The sequence below is a fragment of the Marinobacter sp. ES-1 genome, from assembly GCF_000475255.1.
Lineage (GTDB): Bacteria > Pseudomonadota > Gammaproteobacteria > Pseudomonadales > Oleiphilaceae > Marinobacter > Marinobacter vinifirmus.
Genome location: NZ_AXBV01000040.1, coordinates 24,321 through 44,730 on the forward strand (window position 1 = coordinate 24,321; position 20,410 = coordinate 44,730).

Consider the following 20,410-nt stretch of genomic DNA (forward strand, 5'->3'; position numbering starts at 1 on the left):
GGAACCGAGGGCACGAACCCCGGGAATCGGCGTCAGGCAATGTGCTCCATCAGTGTTTCCATTTCATGGGACAGCTGGTCGCTCAGTAAATCCAGTGCGTTCATCAGGGTAGGGATCTGGTCGCGCTGGTTGGTCCGGTGCAGTTTGTCGATTTCCACGGCAATCTCGTGAACTTCCTTATGCAGTTTCCGGATGCCCTCCAGCCCGGGAAGTTCGGCGGACTGCTTGTCCAGCCAGCCAGCAAAGCCGCAATGATTATGATCGAGCTCCACACTTTTGTCGTTGCCTTCAAGATAGCTGCGGAAACGCTCGACCCAGGCCCGATGGTCGACCCCGGCATACAGGCTCGGCAAGGCCCGGCGTGAAACCGTGCGCAGGTTACGCCAGTTGGCTGGTGCACGCCATCGCGCGCGCCAGGGCAGGAAGTCATCTGCAGGCATCGGGCGGGCCACGCCGTAACCCTGGGCCAGGTCACAGCCTATGCGAAGCAGCATCTCTGCGTGTTCGAAGGTTTCCACGCCTTCGGCAATCAACTGGCGGTCCAGGGCGTCGGCCAGGCGCACGATGCCGTCCAGAATGGCCAGGTCTGCAGGGTCGCGCAGTATGCCCATGACAAAGCTCTGGTCGATCTTGACCACTTTGGCGGGCAAGCGTTTGAAGTAGGTCAGGGAAGAGTAGCCGGTGCCGAAATCATCGATGGCGATACTCACACCCAGTTGGCGGCAGCTGTCCAGAACCCGGGCAATCTGGCCCAGGTCACCCAGTGCTGCCGTTTCCAGAACCTCCAGCTCCAGCATGGCCGGGTCCAGGTCCGGCCATGATTTCAGCGCAGCAGCGAGGTGCTCCGGGAAGTTCGGGTCACGCAGTTCGATGGCGCTGATGTTAATGCTCAGGGGTACCCGCACCCCTTGCTCAAGCCATTCGTTCATTTTCGCCAGGGCGCTGTCCATTACCCAGCGGCCGATGTCGAGCATCAGCGGGGTGTTTTCGACCAGCCCGATAAAGGCTCCCGGTGCCAGTAACCCGCGCTCCGGATGTTGCCAGCGAAGCAGTGCTTCAGCACCAATCACTTCGCTGGTACGCATGTTTACCTTGGGCTGGTAATACAGGCATAGCTCATTGTTTTTGAGGGCCTGGTGCATGCGCTCGATGGTTTCGTGCTGGCTGCGCAGGCTCCGGTCCTGCTCGGTATCGAACAGGTGGAACCGGCTTTTGCCGGACAACTTGGCCTGGTACATGGCCAGGTCAGCCTGGCGGATCAGCTGGTCGCCACCGGAGATATCGGGTTGGGGATAGAACGTGACCCCCAGGCTGGCGCCGACCGTAACCGCCTTGTCTTTAAGCAGGATTGGCCTGGAAACGGCTTTCAGGAGTCGTTCCAGGTGGGTTTCGAAATCCGATTCCGAAGACATGTCCATCAACACGGCCACGAACTCGTCGCCACCGAGCCGTGACAGAGTGTCTTCCTCCCGGAGTTCGTGACGCATCCGGCTGGCCACGGTGATCAGCACCTGGTCGCCGGCGGAGTGGCCATGGCTGTCATTCACGGCCTTGAAGCCGTCCAGGTCGAGGTACACCACTGCTAGGGAGCTTTGCCGTCTATCCACCATGGCCATAGCCTGGTTTAGCCGGTCGGCCAGCAGGGTGCGGTTGGGCAACCCGGTCAGCGCATCGTAATGGGCAAGGCGTTCGATTTCCTGCGCCTGCTGCTTGGCCTTGGTGATATCGGTGCTGGTGCCAATCAGGCCGATAATGTGTTCGCTGCCGCCGTCTTCGTAGATCGGGGTTTTGATCTGCAGGAGTACAGCGCGCTCTCCCCGGATGTTGATTTCAACTTCTTCGGTAACCTTGGCGCCTCTTAACACCCTTTCATCGAGTGCCCTGATGCGTTCGATGCTCATGTTGTCGAACACTGGCTCGCCGTGGGTGCCCAAAAGCTCGTTACGGGACAACCCGAAGCGCGTTAAAGTTGCGCTGTTGGCGTAGGTGTAGCGAAGGTCCATATCCTTCATGAACACAAGGGTGTCCATCCGGTCCAGCGCATCCCGGAAGCGGCTGGCTTCAGTGAGCGCCTGCCTGAGCCTCAGCTCGGCTTCCTTTCTTTCAGTGATGCGGGTCAGGCTGCCGTACCAGATCACCGAGCCGTCCTCGGCTTTATGAGGCAGGGCGTTACCCAGTACCCAGTGCACGGATCCATCGGGGTGGATAACCCGGTATTCGTCTTGCCATACGGTCAGATTGGTTGCCGACTCCATGATGCTGTCACGCACTCTTTCTGCATCGTCCGGGTGCAGGGTTCTTAAAACCGGCTCACCATCGTGCTTGACTGTTGCCGGATCCAGCCCGTAAACGTCCTGCATGGCGCGGCTGGCGTAGGGGAAGCAGGAGCGGCCATCCGGAAACAGCTGATAGGTGTACACCATCCCCGGCACCCGGCCGGCAATGGTATCGAACTGGTTTGCCAGCTCCCGGAGGTCTTTGGTCAGCCGTTCGGCAATAGTGTTGGCTTTATGCTGGGTACGAACCAGGCTGAGATACAGGAAGAACACCAGAAGGCCCAGGGCAAGTACGCCCAAAGCTACGAGTATGACGGTCAGAAGGTAGGGTGCAGCCAGGTAATCGATCGGCGCAAACTGCAAAACCCAAGTTCTGTCGTTGAATCTGATCTCGTGTTGTAAGGATTTGTTGGTTTCAATCGCGGCTGGGAGGTTGCTGAACAGCAGGTTGTCCGGGCTGCTCTGTTCGTCGTAGATGCTCACGCCGATGGCTCGCCGTACGCCGGCCGGCGTTGCCCAGTCTTCCAGGATGCCTTCAAGCAGCTCGGTTACCCGGAATGCTCCGTAAACCCAGCCTGCAATCGCCTCGCGTCGCTGCTCCACGGAATCAATGTGCATATCATTCTTGTATACCGGCACATAGACAATAATGCCGGGGACGCCCTGATTTCCGGTTTCCTGAACCAGGATCAGTTTTCCGGTGAGCGCGGCCTGTCCGCTATCCCTGGCCTGTACCATAGCGGCCTGCCTGGTCGGTTCGGAAAACATATCGTAGCCCAGTACCAATCGGTTCTGTGGATCCATGGGCTCAAGGAAAACAATGCCGGTATAGAGGTCGCGGGGGCCGGAAGGATAGATCCGGTAATCAGGAAAGCCTTCTTCTCTAAGGCGTTGTTCATGCTGTCGGCGTGACTCTGGTGAAACAACAATAGCGAAGCCAAATCCGCGTACACCGGTTATTGACTCGGCAACACCCAGTTTGTCGACAAAGCTGTACCAGTCTTCCCGGTTAACTCGGTTTGTGCCGGCGAACAGGCCTGCACCGGCACGCAGCACCAGGGCATAGGCTTTCAGCCGTTCATTGATTTTTTCGGTGAGCTGGGAGGCGGCAAATTCCAGCTGTTGCTGGTCGCGCTGGATCAGGAAATCCCGCATCCAGAGCCCGCTGAGAGTCGTGGCGGCGAGCGTGATAACCAGAATAACCCAACCAGTGGCCGGTATCCTGGATAGAAGGCGCGGTGAGGGCATTCAGGTTCCTGCTATTGGTTGTCGATGCAACCGGTAATCATAGCCTGCCTGAATGCTTTGTGAGTAGGGGCCAGAACGCAAAAAAGGCAGCCGAAGCTGCCTTTTTCATATCGTATTGGGCTGTTATTTACAGACCAACTACGTTTTCCGCCTGAGGACCTTTCTGGCCCTGAGATACGGTAAATTCAACCTGCTGGCCTTCTGCCAGAGTCTTGAAGCCGCCGCCCTGAATGGAGCTGTAGTGAACAAAAACGTCCGGGCCGCCTTCACGAGTGATAAAACCAAAACCTTTAGCTTCGTTGAAGAACTTAACAGTACCGGTAACAGTAGACATATTTAACTATCCTGAATTCAATCATTTTATGTGCTGTCCAACATCGTTGTGAGGCGGGATCAGCGGTGTGCGGAAACAAAAAACTGGCGTGATCAAAAACAGGACGAGAACTACTTGCTACAACAGCGGTACGTCTTATTGATGAATGCTTTGCTAAATCTTTCCAACGACCGCCACTTTACTCTTGCCAGCCCGGAATGCAAAGCTATTTTTTATAAGCAATAGCACTCATTAGAAAAAGTAACGGTTTCGGGAATTGTACTCATCGCCAAGGCCAGGAACACGTACAATACTGTAAGCCTTTCAATCCGGAGCCCAACGCTGATGCCGATGGACCCAAACGAAGAACGCCGCCTTGCCGCCCTGACCAGGCTGGGCATCCTGGATACGCCACCCGAGGAGCGGTTTGACCGCCTGGTGCGTATTGCCCGGAAGGTATACAACGTAAAAATTGCCCTGTTCTCGATTGTGGACGAGGAGCGCCAGTGGTTTAAGGCGAAAGACGGGCTGGAACCCCGGGAAACCCACCGTTCTTTTGCCTTTTGTGACCACGCCATCAGGCAGGAAAAGCCCTTTATTGTTGAAGATGCCAGCAAAGATCCTCGTTTTCGCAACAATCCACTGGTAACCGGCGGGCCGCAAATCCGCTTCTATGCCGGTATTCCGGTCAGGGAGCCCGGGGGCTACAAGCTTGGCACTGTCTGCATTATTGACGACAAACCCAGGGACATCCGGGAAGTTGACCTGGATGTGCTTCGAACACTGGCCAGCCTGATTGAAGACGAACTGGAACGGGCCTATGCGGCAGTTAGTGGTGACGACGAGGTGCGTTTTACCCACATTACCCGGGCTATCCAGCGGGCGCAGAATGCCTTCCTGACCAATGACAGCGACCGGGCTGCCTTTGAATTGATGCTGTCGGATTTGCTGGCCATCACCGGCAGCCAGTTCGGCTTTATTGGTGAGGTGTTGCGAAAGGAAGACGACACGCCCTACCTGAAGGTTGAAGCCATCACCAATATTGCCTGGAGCCCGGAAACCCAGGGGCTATTCCAGCAGGTGGAGCGCAGGGGCATGTTGTTTGAGCGGCTCGACAACCTGTTGGGTGCGCCCATGGTGTCCGGTGCCGTAGTGGTGGCTAACGATTACAGCAGCGACCCGCGCAAAGGCGGCCTGCCTCCGGGGCATCCCCCGATCCGTTGCTACATTGCCATGCCGGTGTATTCCAAAAATGAAATGATCGGCCTGGTGGGCCTGGCCAACCGCGATACGGGCTATGAAGAGGAAATGGCTGACCGCATGGCCCCTTTGCTGCAAACGGTTGGCACCTTGCTGGAACGCAAGCGCCTGTACCGCGAGCGCCAGGAACATCAGACCAGCCTTGAGAAAGCCGCCAATTATGACGCCCTGACCGGGCTACCGAACCGCCGCAGGCTGACAGAGCTGTTCACCCAGGAGCTGTACGAGGCCGACCAGCGTAATGGCACGGTGTCGGTCTGTTTCCTGGACCTGGACGGGTTCAAGGAAATCAACGACGAGCACGGCCACTCTGTGGGCGATGCGGTGCTGCGGGCGGTAGCCGAACGCCTTAAAACGATTGTTCGCAGCCACGATGTGATTGCGCGCCTCGGTGGCGACGAGTTTGTGGCCATTTTGCGGGATGTGAGTGACAGCCGCATCTATTCCCGGATTCTCGAAGCCATCCGCCAGCCGGTGAATTACCGCCATTACGTACTGCAGTTGTCCTGCAGTATGGGCATCACCGTATACCCGGATGACGACGTGGAGCCGGACATGCTGCTTCGCCACGCAGACCAGGCTATGTATGCTGCCAAGGAGGCCGGCAAGAACGCCTTCAAGATGTTTGACCTTGAGTCACACTTTACCCGCAAGGAGCGGGTGAGAGTGCTCGAACAGATCGGGCCGGCGCTGGCCCGGGATGAGCTGGAGCTCTATTTCCAGCCCAAGGTGGACTTCAATCGCTGCACGGTTGAGGGATTCGAGGCACTGATTCGCTGGAACCATCCGGACGACGGCCTGCTGTTGCCATGTCGCTTTCTGGACCACATCGAGTACACAGAGTATGCCAGCCAGGTTGGTCGGTTTGTGCTCGGAGAGGCCATCAAGCGGTTATTGTACTTTGACGAACAGGGTTTGCCGTATTCGATCAGCGTGAACCTGAGCCCGTCCTATTTTCTGGGGCAAGCCTTCCTGCCTGACCTGAAAGCGGGGCTGGGGCAATTGCCGGATGGCATCCGGCACCGGCTCATACTGGAAGTGCTGGAAACTACGGCGCTGGATGATACCCGCAAAGTGATCGATATCCTGAAAGTCTGCCAGGGCATGGGCGTTGAGGTCTCTATGGACGATTTTGGCACCGGATACTCGTCGCTGGACTATTTCCGCCGGCTGCCGGTGCAGGAAATCAAGATAGACCGCACCTTTGTTGGCGATATGGTGAGCGATCGGGACGACGAAATGGTGGTTAAAGCCATTCTTGGCCTGTCGAAAAGCTTTGGCCGCCGGGTGATTGCTGAAGGGGTGGAATCCCGCGAAGTCCACGAACGGCTGGTGCGGCTCGGCTGCGATCTCGGGCAGGGCTATTTCTATGCCGAGCCTATGCCTTTTGACAACGCGTTGGAGTGGGCCCGGAATTTCAGCTGGCCGGCAATGTAAAGGTTTGGCAAAAGCCTGACTTCGCTCTTTTTTTCGATGCGCGGCTTCTCTATGGTTGCCTCTGGTTGTTCATCCATGGAGAAGGTCAATGGCGTCTGGTTCCCCTAAGCGCGGAGTCAAATGGTTTGCAGTATTGCTGGTGGTTGCCGCTGCCGGGTTTGCTGCCTGGTGGTTTACCGGCGATGCCCGTAAAGCCCCCGAGCCCCTGAATACGGTTGAAGTCACCCGCGGTGACATCCAGCTGCTGGTCAGCGCCACCGGGGTGCTGGAGCCCAGTAACTATGTGGATGTGGGTGCACAGGTGTCGGGCCAGCTGGAAACCATCCATGTTCGTGTCGGCCAGAACGTCAAGGAAGGGGACTTGCTGGCGGAGATTGACCCTACGGTCTACACCGCCAAGGTAGACGCCACCCGGGCACAGCTGAAGAATCAGCAGGCCCAGATTGCCGACCGCAAGGCCCAGTTACGGCTTGCCGAAATCCAGTTCCAGCGCCAGCAGAACCTCTACCGGGAGGAAGCAACTACCCGGGAATCCCTGCAAACCGCCGAGGCAACCCTGGCCTCTGCAAAGGCCCAGCTGGCAATGCTGGAAGCCCAGATTGAACAGACCTCCTCAACCCTGCGTGCCGAAGAAGCCAATCTTGGCTACGCCCGAATCTATGCCCCCATGGACGGCACCGTGGTATCCATCGAAGCCCGCCAGGGCCAGACCCTCAATGCCAGCCAGACCGCACCCGTGCTCATGCGCATCGCCAACCTGGCCACCATGCGTGTGCGGGCCCAGGTTTCGGAAGCGGATATCAGCAAACTGGAGACGGGCATGCGGGTGTACTTCACCACCCTGGGGGATCCGGATTCCAGGTTATACGGCGAACTCGACTACATCGAACCGACACCGGAAGTCACCAATAACGTGGTGCTTTACAACGCCCTGTTTGAGGCAGAGAACCCGCAGGGTAAGTTATTGCCCAACATGACCGCCCAGGTGTTCTTTATCCAGAAAGAAGCCCTGAATGTATTGCGGGTGCCTGCCAGTGCGGTGCAGGGCAACACGGTGCAGGTTCTTGATGCTGCCGGCAATCCGCAAGCACAGACAGTCACCACCGGCATCTCTAACCGGGTGCAGACTGAAATTCTGAGCGGGCTGGAAGAGGGTCAGGAAGTGGTCCTGGTATCCCGCGACCCCCGCAGCGGTGCCAGCGGTAGCCCGTCTTTCCGGGGCATGCTGAGATGACCGGCAATACCCCGCTGATTGAACTGAAAGGCATCACCCGCTCGTTCGGGCAAGGGGACCTGGCGGTCCCTGTGCTGAAGGGGATCGACCTGAAGATCTGGCCGGGCGAATTCGTGGCCATCATGGGCCCGTCCGGTTCCGGCAAGTCGACCCTGATGAACATTCTCGGATGCCTGGATCAGCCCAGTTCTGGTGAATACTGGTTTGACGGCCGGGATGTTTCGGCCCTCAGCCGGGATGAACTGGCGTTGCTGCGACGGGAAGCCTTTGGCTTTGTGTTCCAGAGTTACAACCTGTTGCCGGGTATAACGGCCCGGGAAAACGCGGAAATTCCGGCCATCTACGCGGGCATGGCTCCCGCCAGGCGCCACCAGCGGGCGGATGAGCTGCTGACCGGGTTGGGGCTGGGTGAACGGCTGACCCATCGGCCGTCTGAGTTGTCCGGGGGCCAGCAACAGCGGGTATCTATTGCCCGGGCGTTGATGAACGGCGGCCAGATTATCTTTGCCGATGAGCCCACCGGCGCCCTGGACAGCAAAAGCAGCCAGGAAGTGATCCGGTTGCTGACTGACCTGTCCGCCCAGGGCCACACGGTTATCCTGATTACCCATGACCAGGACGTAGCGGATGTGGCCCGGCGCCAGATCCACATTGCCGACGGCGAGGTGGTGCGGGATACCGGCGTGGAAACCACGGCCAGAACGGCGCCGGTTAAGGCAGCCGATATTCGTAATGGCGCCGTGCTGAGCGATTGGCAGGAAGCCCTGAAAAGCGCCCTGCGGTCGCTTCGCAGCAACCTGTTCCGTACTGCGCTTACTTTGCTTGGTATTGTCATCGGCGTGGCGTCGGTCATCACCATGCTGGCCATCGGTGAAGGCGCGAAGAAAGATGTGGTCGATCGAATCAGTACCATGGGCAGCGATCTGTTACTGGTTCGCCCTGGCGGCCCGGACCAGCGGGGAGGGCGCTGGTCTGTTACCACACTGGTAGCGGACGACTATCGTGCAATCAACGAGATAGAGGGTGTTCTTGCTGCAATACCTGAACTGACGGGCGGCCAGACCTTACGCTACTCAAACCGGGATCACCAGGCGGAAATCAACGCCACCTCGTTCCAGTTCCCGGTGGCACGGCAGTGGCCGGTGGCGGAAGGCACCTTCTTCAGCGCACAGGATGAAGCCAACTATGCAGCCGTTGCGGTGCTGGGGACCTCCACCGCACAGGTGTTGTTTCCGGATGAAAGTCCGTTGGGCAAGCACCTGATGGTGAACAACGTGTTGTTCCAGGTGATTGGCGTGATGGAGGAGAAAGGAGCATCCCCCATGGGCCAGGACCAGGACGAAGTGGTGTTTGTGCCCTATACCACCGGGAGCTTGCGGATTTTCGGGCAAACCCATCTCCGGAATATTACCGTAGCGGTGGCGGATATCGACCGCATGGCGGAGATTGAGGCCATCATCCACGATACCTTGCTGGCCCGCCATGGCGGTGTTGAAGACTTCACCATCCGCAACATGGCGTCGCTGATTGACACCATTTCCGAAACCCAGAATACGCTGACCTGGCTGCTGGGCTCCATTGCCGCTATCTCGTTGCTGGTGGGCGGCATTGGCGTGATGAACATCATGCTGGTAAGCGTGACCGAACGCACCCGGGAAATCGGGATCCGCATGGCCACCGGTGCCCGGGCCTGGAACATCCTGCAACAGTTTCTGACGGAAGCCTGGCTGGTTTCAGCCATTGGCGGGCTGATCGGCGTGGGGCTAGGCATTGCCGCTACCCAGCTGATCGGCTCATTTGGTACGCCGGTGCATATGACGGTTCTGCCCATGGTGCTGGCGTTCAGTTGTGCCTTCGCCACCGGCCTGATTTTCGGTTTTCTGCCGGCCAGAAAGGCTGCGCGGCTCGACCCTGTTCATGCGCTGGCTTCGGAGTAATGCCATGATCTTTCGTACTAGCCCTTTGTGGTCCGTTTTATTGCTGGCAGGCTGCGCCGGTTTCCAGCCCCAACCTGTTGAGCAGCCGTTAACGCCACCCGCTCAATGGCACCAGGAAACAAATGCGGGAGAAACGGTGAATGCTGACTGGTGGCAGGCCTTTGGTGACGAACAGCTGAACCGGTTGGTCAACCGTGCCTATGCCAACAATCCGGGCCTTGCCGCAACGGCACAGGCCGTTATCCAGGCCGACCTTCAGCTGCGTAATGCCGGGGCAGCACTGTTGCCAACAGTCGGCGCATCCGGCAGCGCCGGTAAGCAGGCCAGTCAGGTGTCGGGGCAGGACAGGGTAACCGGGGGCTCAACCAGCCTGGGTGTGTCTGTAGATTATGAGGTGGATCTTTGGGGCCGCTTGTCGGCCGCAGAATCCGCGGCCCTGGCCGATTTTGAGGCTACCCGTTACGACTACGATGCCGCCAGGATAACCCTCGCCGCGTCTGTGGCCAGCACCTGGTTCGAATGGCAGGAGTTACAGCAGCGGGTTGAGGTAGCCCGGAAGAACCTGGAACTGGGCGAGCGGACGCTGAAACTGGTTGAGGCACGCTACCGAAACGGTGTGGCGGACCGTTCCGAGCTGTCACGGCAGCAAACGGCCGTGCTGAACCTCAAAAATGCCGTGCCTCCGCTGGAATACCAGGCCCGGCAGCGCCTGGCGGCACTCCGCTTGTTGACCGGTGACTATCCATTCACCGAGGCTGAGCCCCGGGCCGCACTTCTGAATGTGTCTGTGCCGGCGATCGACCCTCAAACCCCCGCCAGCATCGTTACCCGCCGGCCGGACCTGGCTGCCGGGGAAGCGCGTTTAGCCGCCGCCAGTGCCAACATCGAGCAGGCCAGGGCCGCACTGCTACCCTCACTATCCCTGAGTGGTGCGGTGCGTGCGTCTACCGACAGCTTTTTCAGCCTGTCGGACCCGCTGGGAACGGCAAGCGCCGTGCTGGGGTTAAGCCAGACCCTGTTTGATGGCGGACAGCGCCGCAATACCGTGGAGATTTCCGAATCCCGCCGGGTTGCCTTGCTGGAAACCTACCGGGCCAGTTTATTGACGGCTTTCCAGGAAGTGGGCGATGCCCTGGATCGGGAAGCACTGTACAAAGGGCAGGAAACCCGGCTGCAAAGCATTCTGGAGCAGGCGGAAGAAACGTTGCGGTTAACGGAAATCCGCTACCGGGAAGGAGCGGATGACTTGCTCACCCTGCTCGAGAGCCAGCGCAGCGTATTCGATGCCCGCCAGCAACTGAGCCAGGTTCGGCTGAACCGGCTGATTGCCGCAGTGGATCTGTACAAGGCGCTGGGTGGCGGTTGGGAGCCTGAGGCATCCGGCCCTAAGGCCTGAGTTGCTGCTCGAGCCTTTCGTTCAGTTTGCGCCAGTGTTCAAGCTTTTCCGCATCACCGACCCGTTTGCGCACCCCGGACTGCTGGTTCAGCCATAAGCCTTCACCGTTAAAACTGTAAACCGGTTCCAGGTCAGGGCGTTGCGACGCAGGCTTAATGTGATTAATCAGGTTGTCGAGAACCAGCGGCTCGGCATCAGGCGTCTTGTACCAGGCCAGCACCATGTGGGCCTGGTTAAGTTCCAGGGCTTTAACATAGACAATGCGCAGCTGTTCGTCGGGCACCCCCATGGCACGCAGGGTCAGGTACTTGGCGATGGAGAAATCCTCGCAGTCGCCGCCGTTGGTGGTCAGCAGTTCCACCGGGGTCGCCCAGTAGTCTTCCTCGCCCCAGTGGCTTTGGTCACTGACAAACTCCGCCCGGTTGAAAAAGGAGTTGACCAGGTGCAGCTTGCGATCGATGGGGGCGTTGATAGCCAGGCCATGCAGCCGTTGCCAGTTTTGTAACCGTTGCTGCGCTTCCAGGCCAAATTCCTGAAGCACGTAGTCCATCAAGCGATCGCTCAGATTAATGGCGCTTGCGAGGGAAATGCCGAGAATCACCGGCAACAGTAATGGGGCCAGAAAGGAGCGGCGAACACGTTGAACGATTACCGCTGCCATGGCCGGCCTCAGTTGTTGTTCTGCAGGCGTTGTCGTAATTGCTCCAGCCGCTGACGGATTTCCTCACGGCGCTGCTGGTCACTGGCGGAGCTGCTGTTATTGGCGGCGGGGCGGGGAGCTGCCTGGCGAACCGGCTGGGTCTCCATGGCGGGCTCCGGTTGGTTGGAACTGGCGACTTCAAAGCGGGTGCGGTCTTCGTTTTCCGGGAAGTAGAGGTTTTCCAGCTTGCCGGCCCTTTCGATAACAACCCGGTTGGCGAATACGGTACGGAGCTTGGCGTTGCCGGGTAATTCGTCACCCACCAGGTAGGCTTCGGTGTCGTTTTTGTCGTCTTCGATCAGGGCGCTGCCCGGGAAATCACCGTCTGCGGCCAGCACACCGCGCAGAGACAGCCGCAGGTTGGTTTCCGGCAGGTTTTCAGTATCGGTTACCGCCGGGCCATCGCCACTGGTGCGGGTGCCAAACAGCGAAAGGTTTGCCAGGTCAACGGCTGGCACTTCCGGACCACTGCTTTCGGGGCCATTTGCAGCCGTTGCTACCGGCGCAGCCTGGCTGGTTTCAGACTGCCAGAACCGGTAGCCTTGCCAGCCGGTGAGGGCGACCATGGCCAGTGCGGCTGCCAGCGCAAGTAACAGTGGAATCCTTCGGTCAAGTGCAAACATCGGCGTTCCTGATTGCGATAAAAGTCGAAAATCCTAAAAAGCCCACAGGTTATCAGACTGCAATGAATTAGTGGCAGTATAGTGTACAGAGTTGTTCAGTGGTTCCCATTCCTGTGGTACCTTTTCGGGCATTGCTGCCAGCGCCAGGAACCTGGCCTATAACAACAATCGTGACCTGACGGATTTAAACGAGGAAGAGCTTGACCACCGAGACCGAAATTCAGCCGCAGGATGCTCCGCTGGGCCGACTTCCCTTTACCTTTGCCAAGCGCAACGGGGTGATCCTTACCCGCAACGACGATGGCGAGGCGGTCATTCTGGTAAAACCTGGGGCGTCCCACACTGCGCTGGCCGAGGCCAACCGGATCAGTGGTGGCCGGGCCCGTTTTACCACCATTGAAGCCGACCGCTTTGACCAGGCGCTGAACGCTGCCTACCAGAACGATTCCGCCGAAGCCATGCAGATGGTCGAAGGTATCGGCGATGATATGGACCTGGCCTCGCTGGCCGATTCCGTGCCGGAAACCGAAGACCTGCTGGAGCAGGAAGACGACGCGCCGATTATCCGGCTGATCAACGCCATCCTCACCGAGGCGGTGAAAACCAATGCCTCGGACGTGCACATTGAAACCTACGAAAAGCAGCTGGTTGTGCGGTTCCGTATCGATGGCGTGTTACGGGAAGTGGTGCAGCCCAAGCGGGCCCTGGCTCCGTTGCTGGTGTCTCGAATCAAGGTTATGGCGAAGCTGGATATTGCCGAAAAGCGGGTGCCCCAGGATGGCCGTATTGCCCTTCGGGTAGCGGGCCGGGAAGTGGATATCCGGGTGTCTACCATGCCGTCGTCCAGTGGCGAGCGGGTTGTGCTGCGTCTGCTCGACAAGCAGGCAGGCACCATTCGCCTGGAATCCCTCGGCATGGCCGGGCAGGATCTCAAGGTTCTGCGCAAGCTGATTCACCGGCCTTACGGCATCATGCTGGTCACCGGCCCGACGGGTTCCGGTAAATCCACTACGCTGTACGCCTCGCTGCAGGAAATTAACGACCGCACCCGCAATATTCTGACGGTTGAAGACCCCATCGAATACAATTTGCCGGGCATTGGCCAGACCCAGGTAAACCCCAAGGTTGATATGACCTTTGCCCGTGGCCTGCGTGCCATTCTCCGGCAAGATCCGGATGTGGTGATGATTGGTGAAATCCGGGACCTGGAAACCGCCGAGATCGCCGTGCAGGCGAGTTTGACCGGCCACCTGGTGCTGTCCACCCTGCACACCAACACCGCTGTAGGCGCCATTACCCGTTTGATGGACATGGGCATCGAGCCGTTCCTGATTTCCTCCAGCCTGGTGGGCATTGTCGCCCAGCGGCTGGTGCGAGTGCTGTGTACCCACTGCCGGGAGCCCTATATCCCGACTGAAGAGCATTGCCAGTTCCTGCAGCAGGACCCCGCCAATCCGCCAACGATTTTCCGCGCCAAGGGTTGCGAGCATTGCAACCAACTGGGCTACCGGGGGCGTATCGGTATCTATGAAGTGGTGGAAATAACGGAAGAGATCAGCAGCCTGATCCACAAACGGGCAGGGGAGCTCGACCTGGAGCGGGAAGCCCGGCTGCACAGCCCCAGCATTCATTCCGACGGCGTTCAGAAAATCCTGAATGGCGTAACCACCGTGGAAGAAGTTCTGCGCGTAACCCACCGGAGCCAGTAATCCATGCCAGCGTACGAATACAAGGCACTGGACCCCAGGGGCAAGCAGAAGCAAGGGGTATTGGAAGCGGACGCGCCCCGGGCGGTACGCCAGCAACTTCGCGAAAAAGGCTTTACGCCACTGGCGGTAACGCCGGCGGTCGAAAAACAGGCCCGCAACAACCCGCTGAGCAGTCGTGGTTCCCTGAGCGCGGCAGACCTTGCCCTGGTAACCCGGCAGCTGGCAACGCTGATTCAGTCGGGTATCCCCATCGAACAGGCCTTGAGTGCTGCCGCCCAGCAGTCCAACAAGCCTCGCATTCGCAGTATGCTCATCGCCATCCGGGCCAAGGTCATGGAAGGTTACACACTGGCGGACAGTTTCGGGGAGTTCCCCAAAGCCTTTCCCCGTTTGTACCGTTCAACAGTAGCTGCCGGTGAACATGCCGGGCACCTGGACCTGGTACTGAACCGGCTTGCGGACTACACCGAAAGCCGCCAGGAAGCGCGACAGAAAATCCAGCTGGCAGCCATCTATCCGATCATTCTGAGTGTGGTGGCCATCGCCATTGTGGTGTTTCTGCTCACCTACGTGGTGCCGGATATCATCGAAGTATTCCTCAAGCAGGGCCAGGACCTGCCGGGGCTGACGGTAGCGATGCTGTCGGTTTCGGAATTTCTGGGCTCTTACGGTGTCTATCTTCTGATACTGCTGGTGATTGCCATCATCGGTTTCCGGGTGGCGCTCACCAAACCGGCATTCCGGATGAAATTCCACAAGCAGCTGCTGCACTTGCCGCTGTTTGCCGGCATGGTTCGGGGCGTTAACACCGCGCGCTATGCCAGCACACTCAGCATTCTGACGACCAGTGGCGTGCCCCTGGTCGAAGCCATGAAAATCGCCGGCGAGGTGTTATCCAACGATTACCTGCGCCGGGAACTGCGGGAAGCGGCACGAAAGGTCAGCGAAGGTGGCTCGTTACACCGCTCGCTGGACCAGACCGGCTATTTCCCGCCCATGATGTTGCACATGATTGCCAGTGGCGAGGCCAGTGGTGAGCTCGACAGCATGCTTGAGCGCACCGCGCGGATGCAGGAGAACACGCTGCAGTCCAAGATTGCCGCGATTGTCGGCTTATTCGAGCCACTGATGCTGCTGGTGATGGGCGTGGTGGTGCTGATTATCGTACTGGCCATCATGCTGCCGATTCTGAACATGAGTAACCTGGTGGGCTGACAGCCCCACCGCACAGAAGTAAAACAGGGAAAACACAGGTCTGACATGAGTGAAACTATGAAAAACATCGACAACGCCAACATTGCACACAGCCGGGGCTTCACCCTGATTGAAATCATGGTGGTTATGGTCATCCTGGGCTTGCTGGTGGCCATCGTGGCGCCGAACATCATGGGCCGCAGTGACCAGGCCAAGGTAACCGTTGCCGAAACCCAGTTGAGCAACATTGCCAACGCACTCGACCTGTACCGCCTGGATAACAGCCATTACCCGTCTACCCAGCAGGGCCTGGAAGCACTGGTGAGCAAGCCCAGTGGCAGCCCGGAACCGAAAAACTGGAATGCCGACGGTTACCTGAAGGGCGTGCCGGAAGATCCCTGGGGCAACCAGTACCAGTACGTGAGCCCGGGCCGGGAAGGCCCCTATGATCTGTACTCCTACGGTTCTGACGGCAACGAAGGCGGTGAGGGCGATGCAGCCGATATCAGCGCCTGGAACACCGGGAAGTAAGCGATTGTGCGCAACAGGGCGAACCAAGCCGGCTTTACGCTGATCGAAATACTGGTTGTCCTGATTATTGTCGGGCTGCTGGCAGCCCTTGCCGTGTTCAATATGGCCGGCAGCTCCCAGCAGCGCGAACTGGAAAGCCAGGTAAGGGACCTTTACCTGTTGATGCAGACCGCCTCGGAGCAGGCGGTTCTGAACAACCTGGAGCTGGGTATGTTGTTTGAGGAAGACGGCTACCGCTTTGTCGCCTTCCAGGACGAATCCGGGGAATGGAAACCACCTGCCGAGCGCATGTACCGCAAACGAACCCTGCCGGAATGGCTGACGGTTACCCAATACGTCGAGAACGACGCCCCGCGCCTGACCAGTGCCGAAGATGAACTCCGGCCAGACCTTGTGTTCTTCTCCAGTGGCGAAACCACGCCGTTCGAAATCGAATTTACCATGGGCCGTGAGACCGAGAGCATGCACGTGCTTGCCTCAGACGGCATTTCGCCTATGGAATGGCGACAGCCGGGTGCCGGGGAAGACGAATGGTAAACCGGAATCGTGGCTTTACCTTGCTGGAAGTTCTTGTGGCACTGCTGGTGTTCGGCCTGATTGCCACGGCCGCAGCGGAGGTGGGCAGCAATTATATTTCCAGCTTCGAGCGGGTGCGGGACAAAACCCTGGCCGGCTGGCTGGCCGAGAACCGCGTGAATGAACTGCGCCTGCAGGAACAGCTACCGGATATCTCGGATAACTCTGAGGATACCGACTACGGCAACTACCGCTGGCGGGTAACTACCGTGGTGCTGGGTACCGCCGAGCCGACCATGCGCCGGGTGGAAGTGACCGTGGCCAAGTACCCGGATGGCCAGAGCAATCCATTTTCCGTGCATACACTCTCTGCCTTTCTGGGGGAGAAATGACGCCGCTTAAAGAACCGCTGCTGCCGCACCAGCAGGGCTTCACCCTGATGGAAGTGCTGATTGCCGTCACCATTACGGCGGTCATTGGCCTTGGCGTGTGGCAGGTGGTGAACGGCGTAGTCAATTCCCGGGACCGGGTGAACGAGCTTGCCGAGCAGTTCGATGGCTTGCAGAAGGCCATGTTGCTGCTGGAACGGGATATCACCCAGGTTGTTAACCGGCCGGTACGGGATGTGTACGGCGACTTTTCACCCGCACTGACCACCCGGGACGACGCCTTTGCCCTGATGATTACCCGGCAAGGCTGGCGCAATCCCCTGGGGCTGCGGCGCAGTGGTCTGCAGCGGTCGGCCTGGGAGTTTACCGGTAGCGAACTGCGCCGGCGTTACTGGCCGGTGGTGGATGAAGGCCAGGAGGATTCCAGCCGGGACCTGCTGCTGCTTGAGAACGTGACTGAATTCGAAATCCGTTTTATCGATGCCAATGGTAACCGCCATGAACAATGGCCCGATGACGAAGCCCTGGCGGGTTTGTCTCCGGGTGCCCGGCCCGATATCGCCTTGCCCCGGGGCATGGAAGTTACCCTGGAGCACGAGCGCTTTGGTGAACTGGTGAGAACTTTTACCCTGCCGGATTTTGATCCCCAGCAAGCCCAGGGCGTGATCAACCAGCAACTTGAAGCCGCAGAGTCCGACACGGATGAAGAAGAAGCGGAAGAACAGGCCGCTACCCAAGACGGAGGGGGTAGCTGATGCTTTTCCGGAACCAGAAAGGCGTGGCGCTGATCATGGTGCTGCTGGCCATGGCCCTGGTGGTCATGCTGGCCTCCGGTATGACCCGTCAGCAAAGCCTTCGGGTCTTCAAGGCCGGCCACTACCTGGCCCAGCAGCAAGGTTACAACATTGCCCTCGGCGCCGAGGAATTCGCCCGCCGGATCCTGGTGAGGGATTTCGAGGAAGACCGGGAAAACAGCCTGATGGTCGACAGCCCCGACGAGTTCTGGGCCATGAACGCTGCCATACTGCCGCTGGATGAAAACGGTGTGGCCGAAGTACAGATTGACGACCTGGGTGGGCGGATAAACCTGAACGACCTGGTGACCACCAACGGGCAGGTGGATACACTCACCAAAGACCGCCTGACCCGGCTGTTCGTAGCCCTGGGGATTACCGGGCTGAACGTTGATGCGCTGATTGACTGGATTGATTCGGACGACCAGACCGTGAGCGCCTACGGTGCCGAAGATGGCCAGTACCTGATGGCCGATCAACCGTTCCGAACCGCAAACCAGCCCTTTGTCTCTATCACCGAATTGCGGCTGATCGAGGGCATGACCGAAGAAATCTATGTGGCATTAAGGCCCCATGTGACAGCGGTTCCGGTCAGTGGAATTGGTATCAATGTAAACTCGGCTACGGTGCCGGTGCTGATGTCGCTGCATAATGAGCTGAACGAGGCCCAGGCGCAGTCTATCGTGGCCCAGCGCGAAGAGGAGCGATTCGAGGATCTCCAGGATTTTCTCGCACTGTCCGAGTTTTCCGGCCTCGGCCTGAAGCCCGCTGGCCTTACGCTGCAAACGCGGTTTTTTGAAGTTGTATCACGGATTACCTACGATAATCGTGTCGTTAATATGGTCAGTACGGTGTTTCGCAATCCCGAGGGTGAAGTCCGGACAGTTCACAGGGATACCGGACAGAAAAACCGGATCACAAAAGAACCCTTTACGTTCTCAGAAGGATAACCATGTCTTACCGCCTGTATGCACGGCCGTTGCCGCCGTTTGCGGATCCGGAGCAGAATCCGGACGCCCAGCTGTTTGACTGGGTTCTGCAGGATGCCAGTGGTGATACCCAGGCCCATGGCGAGGCCAGCACCCGCGCACACATCGAGCAGACCCTGGCGCAGAACGCGCTGGAAAAAGTCATTCTCATCGGGCTGATTCCCGGTGATGAGACCACCTTCTGTGTGGCGGATATCCCCGCCAGGCAGAGCCGTTTTATACAGCAGGCTCTGCCGTTTGCGGTAGAAGAACAGGTGGCGCAGGACATCGAAACGGTGCACCTGGCCCTCGGCCGCCACACGCCGGACGGCTACCAGGTAGCGGCTATCGACAATCTGCAAATGGCGCGCTGGCAGCAACTGTTCAGCGGTTGGCAACACGTCCGCCTGGATGCCATCTATCCGGATGCGGCACTGCTGCCAGCCACCGAGGGAGGCTGGAGCCTGTGCCTGGATGGCGAGTCTGTGATGCTGCTGAGCCAGCGTGGCGAATGGCTGCGCATGCAGGCCGACAACCTTCCACTGTTTGCCATGACCATGGCGACGCCGTCGGAAGACGAGGTAGTGGCGGAAATTCCGGTACAGGTGTTTGGCACTGAAGCCGACCTGGACAGCTGGCAGGGCGCAATCAGTGAATTTTCCGGCAGCAGTGGCCGGTTGCAGGTACAAACCAAGCCATTGGAATTCTCGGTGCTGGAACTGCTGGCCTGGGCTCACCATCAACACCTGTCCCAGCCGGTCAACCTTTGCCAGGGTGCGTTTTCTGTAAAGACTTCCGGTGCCAGCCCGCTCAAGCCCTGGAAGCCGCTGATTGCGGTTGCCGCCGTCTGGTTTGTGGTTCAGGTAGCGCTGGAGGTGGGTATGGGCTTCTATCACCAGCAAAAGGCTGAGGAGCTGCAGGGCCAGGCCATGGCTGTCTACCGGGAAGCCTTTCCTGGCGACCGTCGAACCCATGCCGGCAATGTGCGCCGGGTGATTGAAGGCCAGTTGCGGGTTGCGGGGTCGGGTAGCCAGGATGTTGATTTCATCACGCTGATGAAATTTACCGGTGACCAGTACAGCCGTGTACCGAATGCCAGCGCCATCACCTTTAACTCCATCAACTACAGCCGAACCCGTGGCGAGTTGGTGGTGGATGTGCGGGCCGACAACTACGACCGCCTGAGCCGTTTGCGTAACGGCCTGGCCAATCAGGGGCTGCAGGCCCAGATTGGCTCGGTGGTGAATGAAGCAACAGGCGCCCGTGGCCGGCTGACTGTTTCCGGAGGTTAAGAACATGAGGGCAAGAATCAAGGATCAGCCGGCGGTCGGCAAACTGATTGCAAAGTACGACCAGCTGCCTTCCCGGGACCGCCAGGCACTGGTCGTGCTAGTGGTGGCTTTGCTGCTGGCCGTGCTGTATTTCGCAGTTTGGGCTCCGGCGTCTGCGTTCAACGAAAAAGCCCAGGCAAGCCGTGAGAATGCCGGCGAATTGTTGGCCTGGATGCAGGCGAATGAAGCCACAATCAAACGGCTGGGCTCCAGCGGGGCACCGGCGAGTGGCTCGGCTAACGCAGACAAGCCTGAAAGCGGCCGTGAGCTGATGGCCCTGGTTACCCGGTCTGCCGGTGAGGCAGGGCTGGCGCTTCAGCGCTTTGAGCCCAGTGGCGATAGTGCAATCCGAGTGTGGCTGGAAGGCGTACCGTTTGCCGAAGTCGCTGCCTGGCTCGAGAGAATGAACGGAAATCATGGTGTGATTATTGACCAGGCTTCCATGGACCGTGGTAATGAACCGGGAACGGTGTCCGTACGACTGACTCTTGCGATATGATTGGCTGGTAACTGATAGTATCCGATACAGATTCATCATGTAGAACGGGAGATAC

General features: G+C 58.8%; 17 protein-coding genes. 13 read left to right on the forward strand and 4 right to left on the reverse strand.

Going from position 1 to position 20,410, the window contains the following annotated elements; all coding sequences use genetic code 11:
• Positions 1–32 precede the first annotated feature (32 nt).
• The gene (locus Q668_RS07455; RefSeq protein WP_081697566.1) at positions 33–3,524 is read right to left on the reverse strand and encodes an EAL domain-containing protein; all 3,492 of its coding nucleotides are present in this window, start codon (positions 3,522–3,524) and stop codon (positions 33–35) included.
• A gap of 127 nt (positions 3,525–3,651) precedes the next feature.
• Positions 3,652–3,858 carry a cold-shock protein gene (locus Q668_RS07460; protein WP_022988980.1) on the reverse strand — a complete coding sequence of 69 codons (207 nt, stop codon included), beginning with the start codon at positions 3,856–3,858 and terminating at the stop codon, positions 3,652–3,654.
• Positions 3,859–4,182: 324 nt separating this feature from the next.
• Here Q668_RS07460 and Q668_RS07465 point away from each other — a divergent pair, with 324 nt between their 5' ends.
• From Q668_RS07465 to Q668_RS07480, 4 genes are all read left to right on the forward strand, one after another.
• Positions 4,183–6,534, forward strand: coding sequence for an EAL domain-containing protein (locus Q668_RS07465; RefSeq protein ID WP_022988981.1), 2,352 nt, complete (start codon positions 4,183–4,185; stop codon positions 6,532–6,534).
• A gap of 88 nt (positions 6,535–6,622) precedes the next feature.
• Positions 6,623–7,768 carry an efflux RND transporter periplasmic adaptor subunit gene (locus tag Q668_RS07470; RefSeq protein ID WP_022988982.1) on the forward strand — a complete coding sequence of 382 codons (1,146 nt, stop codon included), beginning with the start codon at positions 6,623–6,625 and terminating at the stop codon, positions 7,766–7,768.
• Positions 7,765–9,705, forward strand: a complete 1,941-nt coding sequence (locus Q668_RS07475) for a MacB family efflux pump subunit (protein WP_022988983.1) — start codon at positions 7,765–7,767, stop codon at positions 9,703–9,705. The genes Q668_RS07470 and Q668_RS07475 overlap by 4 nt, the downstream gene beginning before the upstream one ends.
• A 4-nt stretch (positions 9,706–9,709) precedes the next feature.
• The gene (locus tag Q668_RS07480) at positions 9,710–11,101 is read left to right on the forward strand and encodes an efflux transporter outer membrane subunit (RefSeq protein ID WP_036219430.1); all 1,392 of its coding nucleotides are present in this window, start codon (positions 9,710–9,712) and stop codon (positions 11,099–11,101) included.
• On the opposite strand, the gene Q668_RS07485 is transcribed toward Q668_RS07480, so the two are convergent.
• Together Q668_RS07485 and Q668_RS07490 are read right to left on the reverse strand one after the other, a co-directional pair.
• Positions 11,091–11,762: a transglutaminase-like cysteine peptidase gene (locus Q668_RS07485; RefSeq protein ID WP_022988985.1), complete on the reverse strand. Its 672-nt coding sequence runs from the start codon at positions 11,760–11,762 to the stop codon at positions 11,091–11,093. The genes Q668_RS07480 and Q668_RS07485 overlap by 11 nt on opposite strands.
• Positions 11,763–11,770: 8 nt before the next feature.
• Entirely contained in the window at positions 11,771–12,424 is a 654-nt protein-coding gene (locus Q668_RS07490; RefSeq protein ID WP_022988986.1) for a type II secretion system protein N, read from the reverse strand.
• A gap of 200 nt (positions 12,425–12,624) precedes the next feature.
• Between Q668_RS07490 and gspE the strand changes: the two genes are divergently transcribed.
• From gspE to gspM, 9 genes are read left to right on the forward strand one after another with little or no spacing between them, the layout of a single operon-like run.
• The gene (gspE, locus tag Q668_RS07495; RefSeq protein ID WP_022988987.1) at positions 12,625–14,133 is read left to right on the forward strand and encodes a type II secretion system ATPase GspE; all 1,509 of its coding nucleotides are present in this window, start codon (positions 12,625–12,627) and stop codon (positions 14,131–14,133) included.
• Positions 14,134–14,136: 3 nt separating this feature from the next.
• A complete protein-coding gene (gspF, locus tag Q668_RS07500; RefSeq protein WP_022988988.1) occupies positions 14,137–15,348 on the forward strand; it encodes a type II secretion system inner membrane protein GspF in 1,212 nt (403 codons plus the stop codon).
• A 57-nt stretch (positions 15,349–15,405) separates the two neighbouring features.
• Positions 15,406–15,858, forward strand: a complete 453-nt coding sequence (gene gspG, locus Q668_RS07505) for a type II secretion system major pseudopilin GspG (protein WP_036219431.1) — start codon at positions 15,406–15,408, stop codon at positions 15,856–15,858.
• A gap of 6 nt (positions 15,859–15,864) precedes the next feature.
• Positions 15,865–16,395: a type II secretion system minor pseudopilin GspH gene (gspH, locus tag Q668_RS07510; protein ID WP_022988990.1), complete on the forward strand. Its 531-nt coding sequence runs from the start codon at positions 15,865–15,867 to the stop codon at positions 16,393–16,395.
• Positions 16,389–16,766: a type II secretion system minor pseudopilin GspI gene (gene gspI / locus Q668_RS07515; RefSeq protein WP_022988991.1), complete on the forward strand. Its 378-nt coding sequence runs from the start codon at positions 16,389–16,391 to the stop codon at positions 16,764–16,766. Before gspH ends, gspI begins: the two co-directional genes overlap by 7 nt.
• Positions 16,763–17,518, forward strand: a complete 756-nt coding sequence (gspJ, locus tag Q668_RS07520; protein WP_022988992.1) for a type II secretion system minor pseudopilin GspJ — start codon at positions 16,763–16,765, stop codon at positions 17,516–17,518. The genes gspI and gspJ overlap by 4 nt, the downstream gene beginning before the upstream one ends.
• Positions 17,518–18,507, forward strand: a complete 990-nt coding sequence (gspK, locus tag Q668_RS07525) for a type II secretion system minor pseudopilin GspK (protein WP_022988993.1) — start codon at positions 17,518–17,520, stop codon at positions 18,505–18,507. Before gspJ ends, gspK begins: the two co-directional genes overlap by 1 nt.
• A gap of 2 nt (positions 18,508–18,509) precedes the next feature.
• Complete coding sequence (gene gspL / locus Q668_RS07530; protein WP_022988994.1) at positions 18,510–19,817, forward strand: type II secretion system protein GspL; 1,308 nt, start codon at positions 18,510–18,512, stop codon at positions 19,815–19,817.
• 4 nt (positions 19,818–19,821) lie between these two features.
• Entirely contained in the window at positions 19,822–20,355 is a 534-nt protein-coding gene (gspM, locus tag Q668_RS07535) for a type II secretion system protein GspM (protein ID WP_022988995.1), read from the forward strand.
• The last annotated feature ends 55 nt before the right edge of the window (positions 20,356–20,410 follow it).

Bases quoted from the DNA above. Each gene is read 5' to 3' on its own strand.
- Q668_RS07455 (WP_081697566.1), bottom strand. From the start codon at position 3,524: ATGCCCTCACCGCGCCTTCTATCCAGGATACCGGCCACTGGTTGGGTT.
- Q668_RS07460 (WP_022988980.1), bottom strand. From the start codon at position 3,858: ATGTCTACTGTTACCGGTACTGTTAAGTTCTTCAACGAAGCTAAAGGT.
- Q668_RS07465 (WP_022988981.1), top strand. From the start codon at position 4,183: ATGCCGATGGACCCAAACGAAGAACGCCGCCTTGCCGCCCTGACCAGG.
- Q668_RS07470 (WP_022988982.1), top strand. From the start codon at position 6,623: ATGGCGTCTGGTTCCCCTAAGCGCGGAGTCAAATGGTTTGCAGTATTG.
- Q668_RS07475 (WP_022988983.1), top strand. From the start codon at position 7,765: ATGACCGGCAATACCCCGCTGATTGAACTGAAAGGCATCACCCGCTCG.
- Q668_RS07480 (WP_036219430.1), top strand. From the start codon at position 9,710: ATGATCTTTCGTACTAGCCCTTTGTGGTCCGTTTTATTGCTGGCAGGC.
- Q668_RS07485 (WP_022988985.1), bottom strand. From the start codon at position 11,762: ATGGCAGCGGTAATCGTTCAACGTGTTCGCCGCTCCTTTCTGGCCCCA.
- Q668_RS07490 (WP_022988986.1), bottom strand. From the start codon at position 12,424: ATGTTTGCACTTGACCGAAGGATTCCACTGTTACTTGCGCTGGCAGCC.
- gspF (WP_022988988.1), top strand. From the start codon at position 14,137: ATGCCAGCGTACGAATACAAGGCACTGGACCCCAGGGGCAAGCAGAAG.
- gspG (WP_036219431.1), top strand. From the start codon at position 15,406: ATGAAAAACATCGACAACGCCAACATTGCACACAGCCGGGGCTTCACC.
- gspI (WP_022988991.1), top strand. From the start codon at position 16,389: ATGGTAAACCGGAATCGTGGCTTTACCTTGCTGGAAGTTCTTGTGGCA.
- gspJ (WP_022988992.1), top strand. From the start codon at position 16,763: ATGACGCCGCTTAAAGAACCGCTGCTGCCGCACCAGCAGGGCTTCACC.
- gspK (WP_022988993.1), top strand. From the start codon at position 17,518: ATGCTTTTCCGGAACCAGAAAGGCGTGGCGCTGATCATGGTGCTGCTG.
- gspL (WP_022988994.1), top strand. From the start codon at position 18,510: ATGTCTTACCGCCTGTATGCACGGCCGTTGCCGCCGTTTGCGGATCCG.
- gspM (WP_022988995.1), top strand. From the start codon at position 19,822: ATGAGGGCAAGAATCAAGGATCAGCCGGCGGTCGGCAAACTGATTGCA.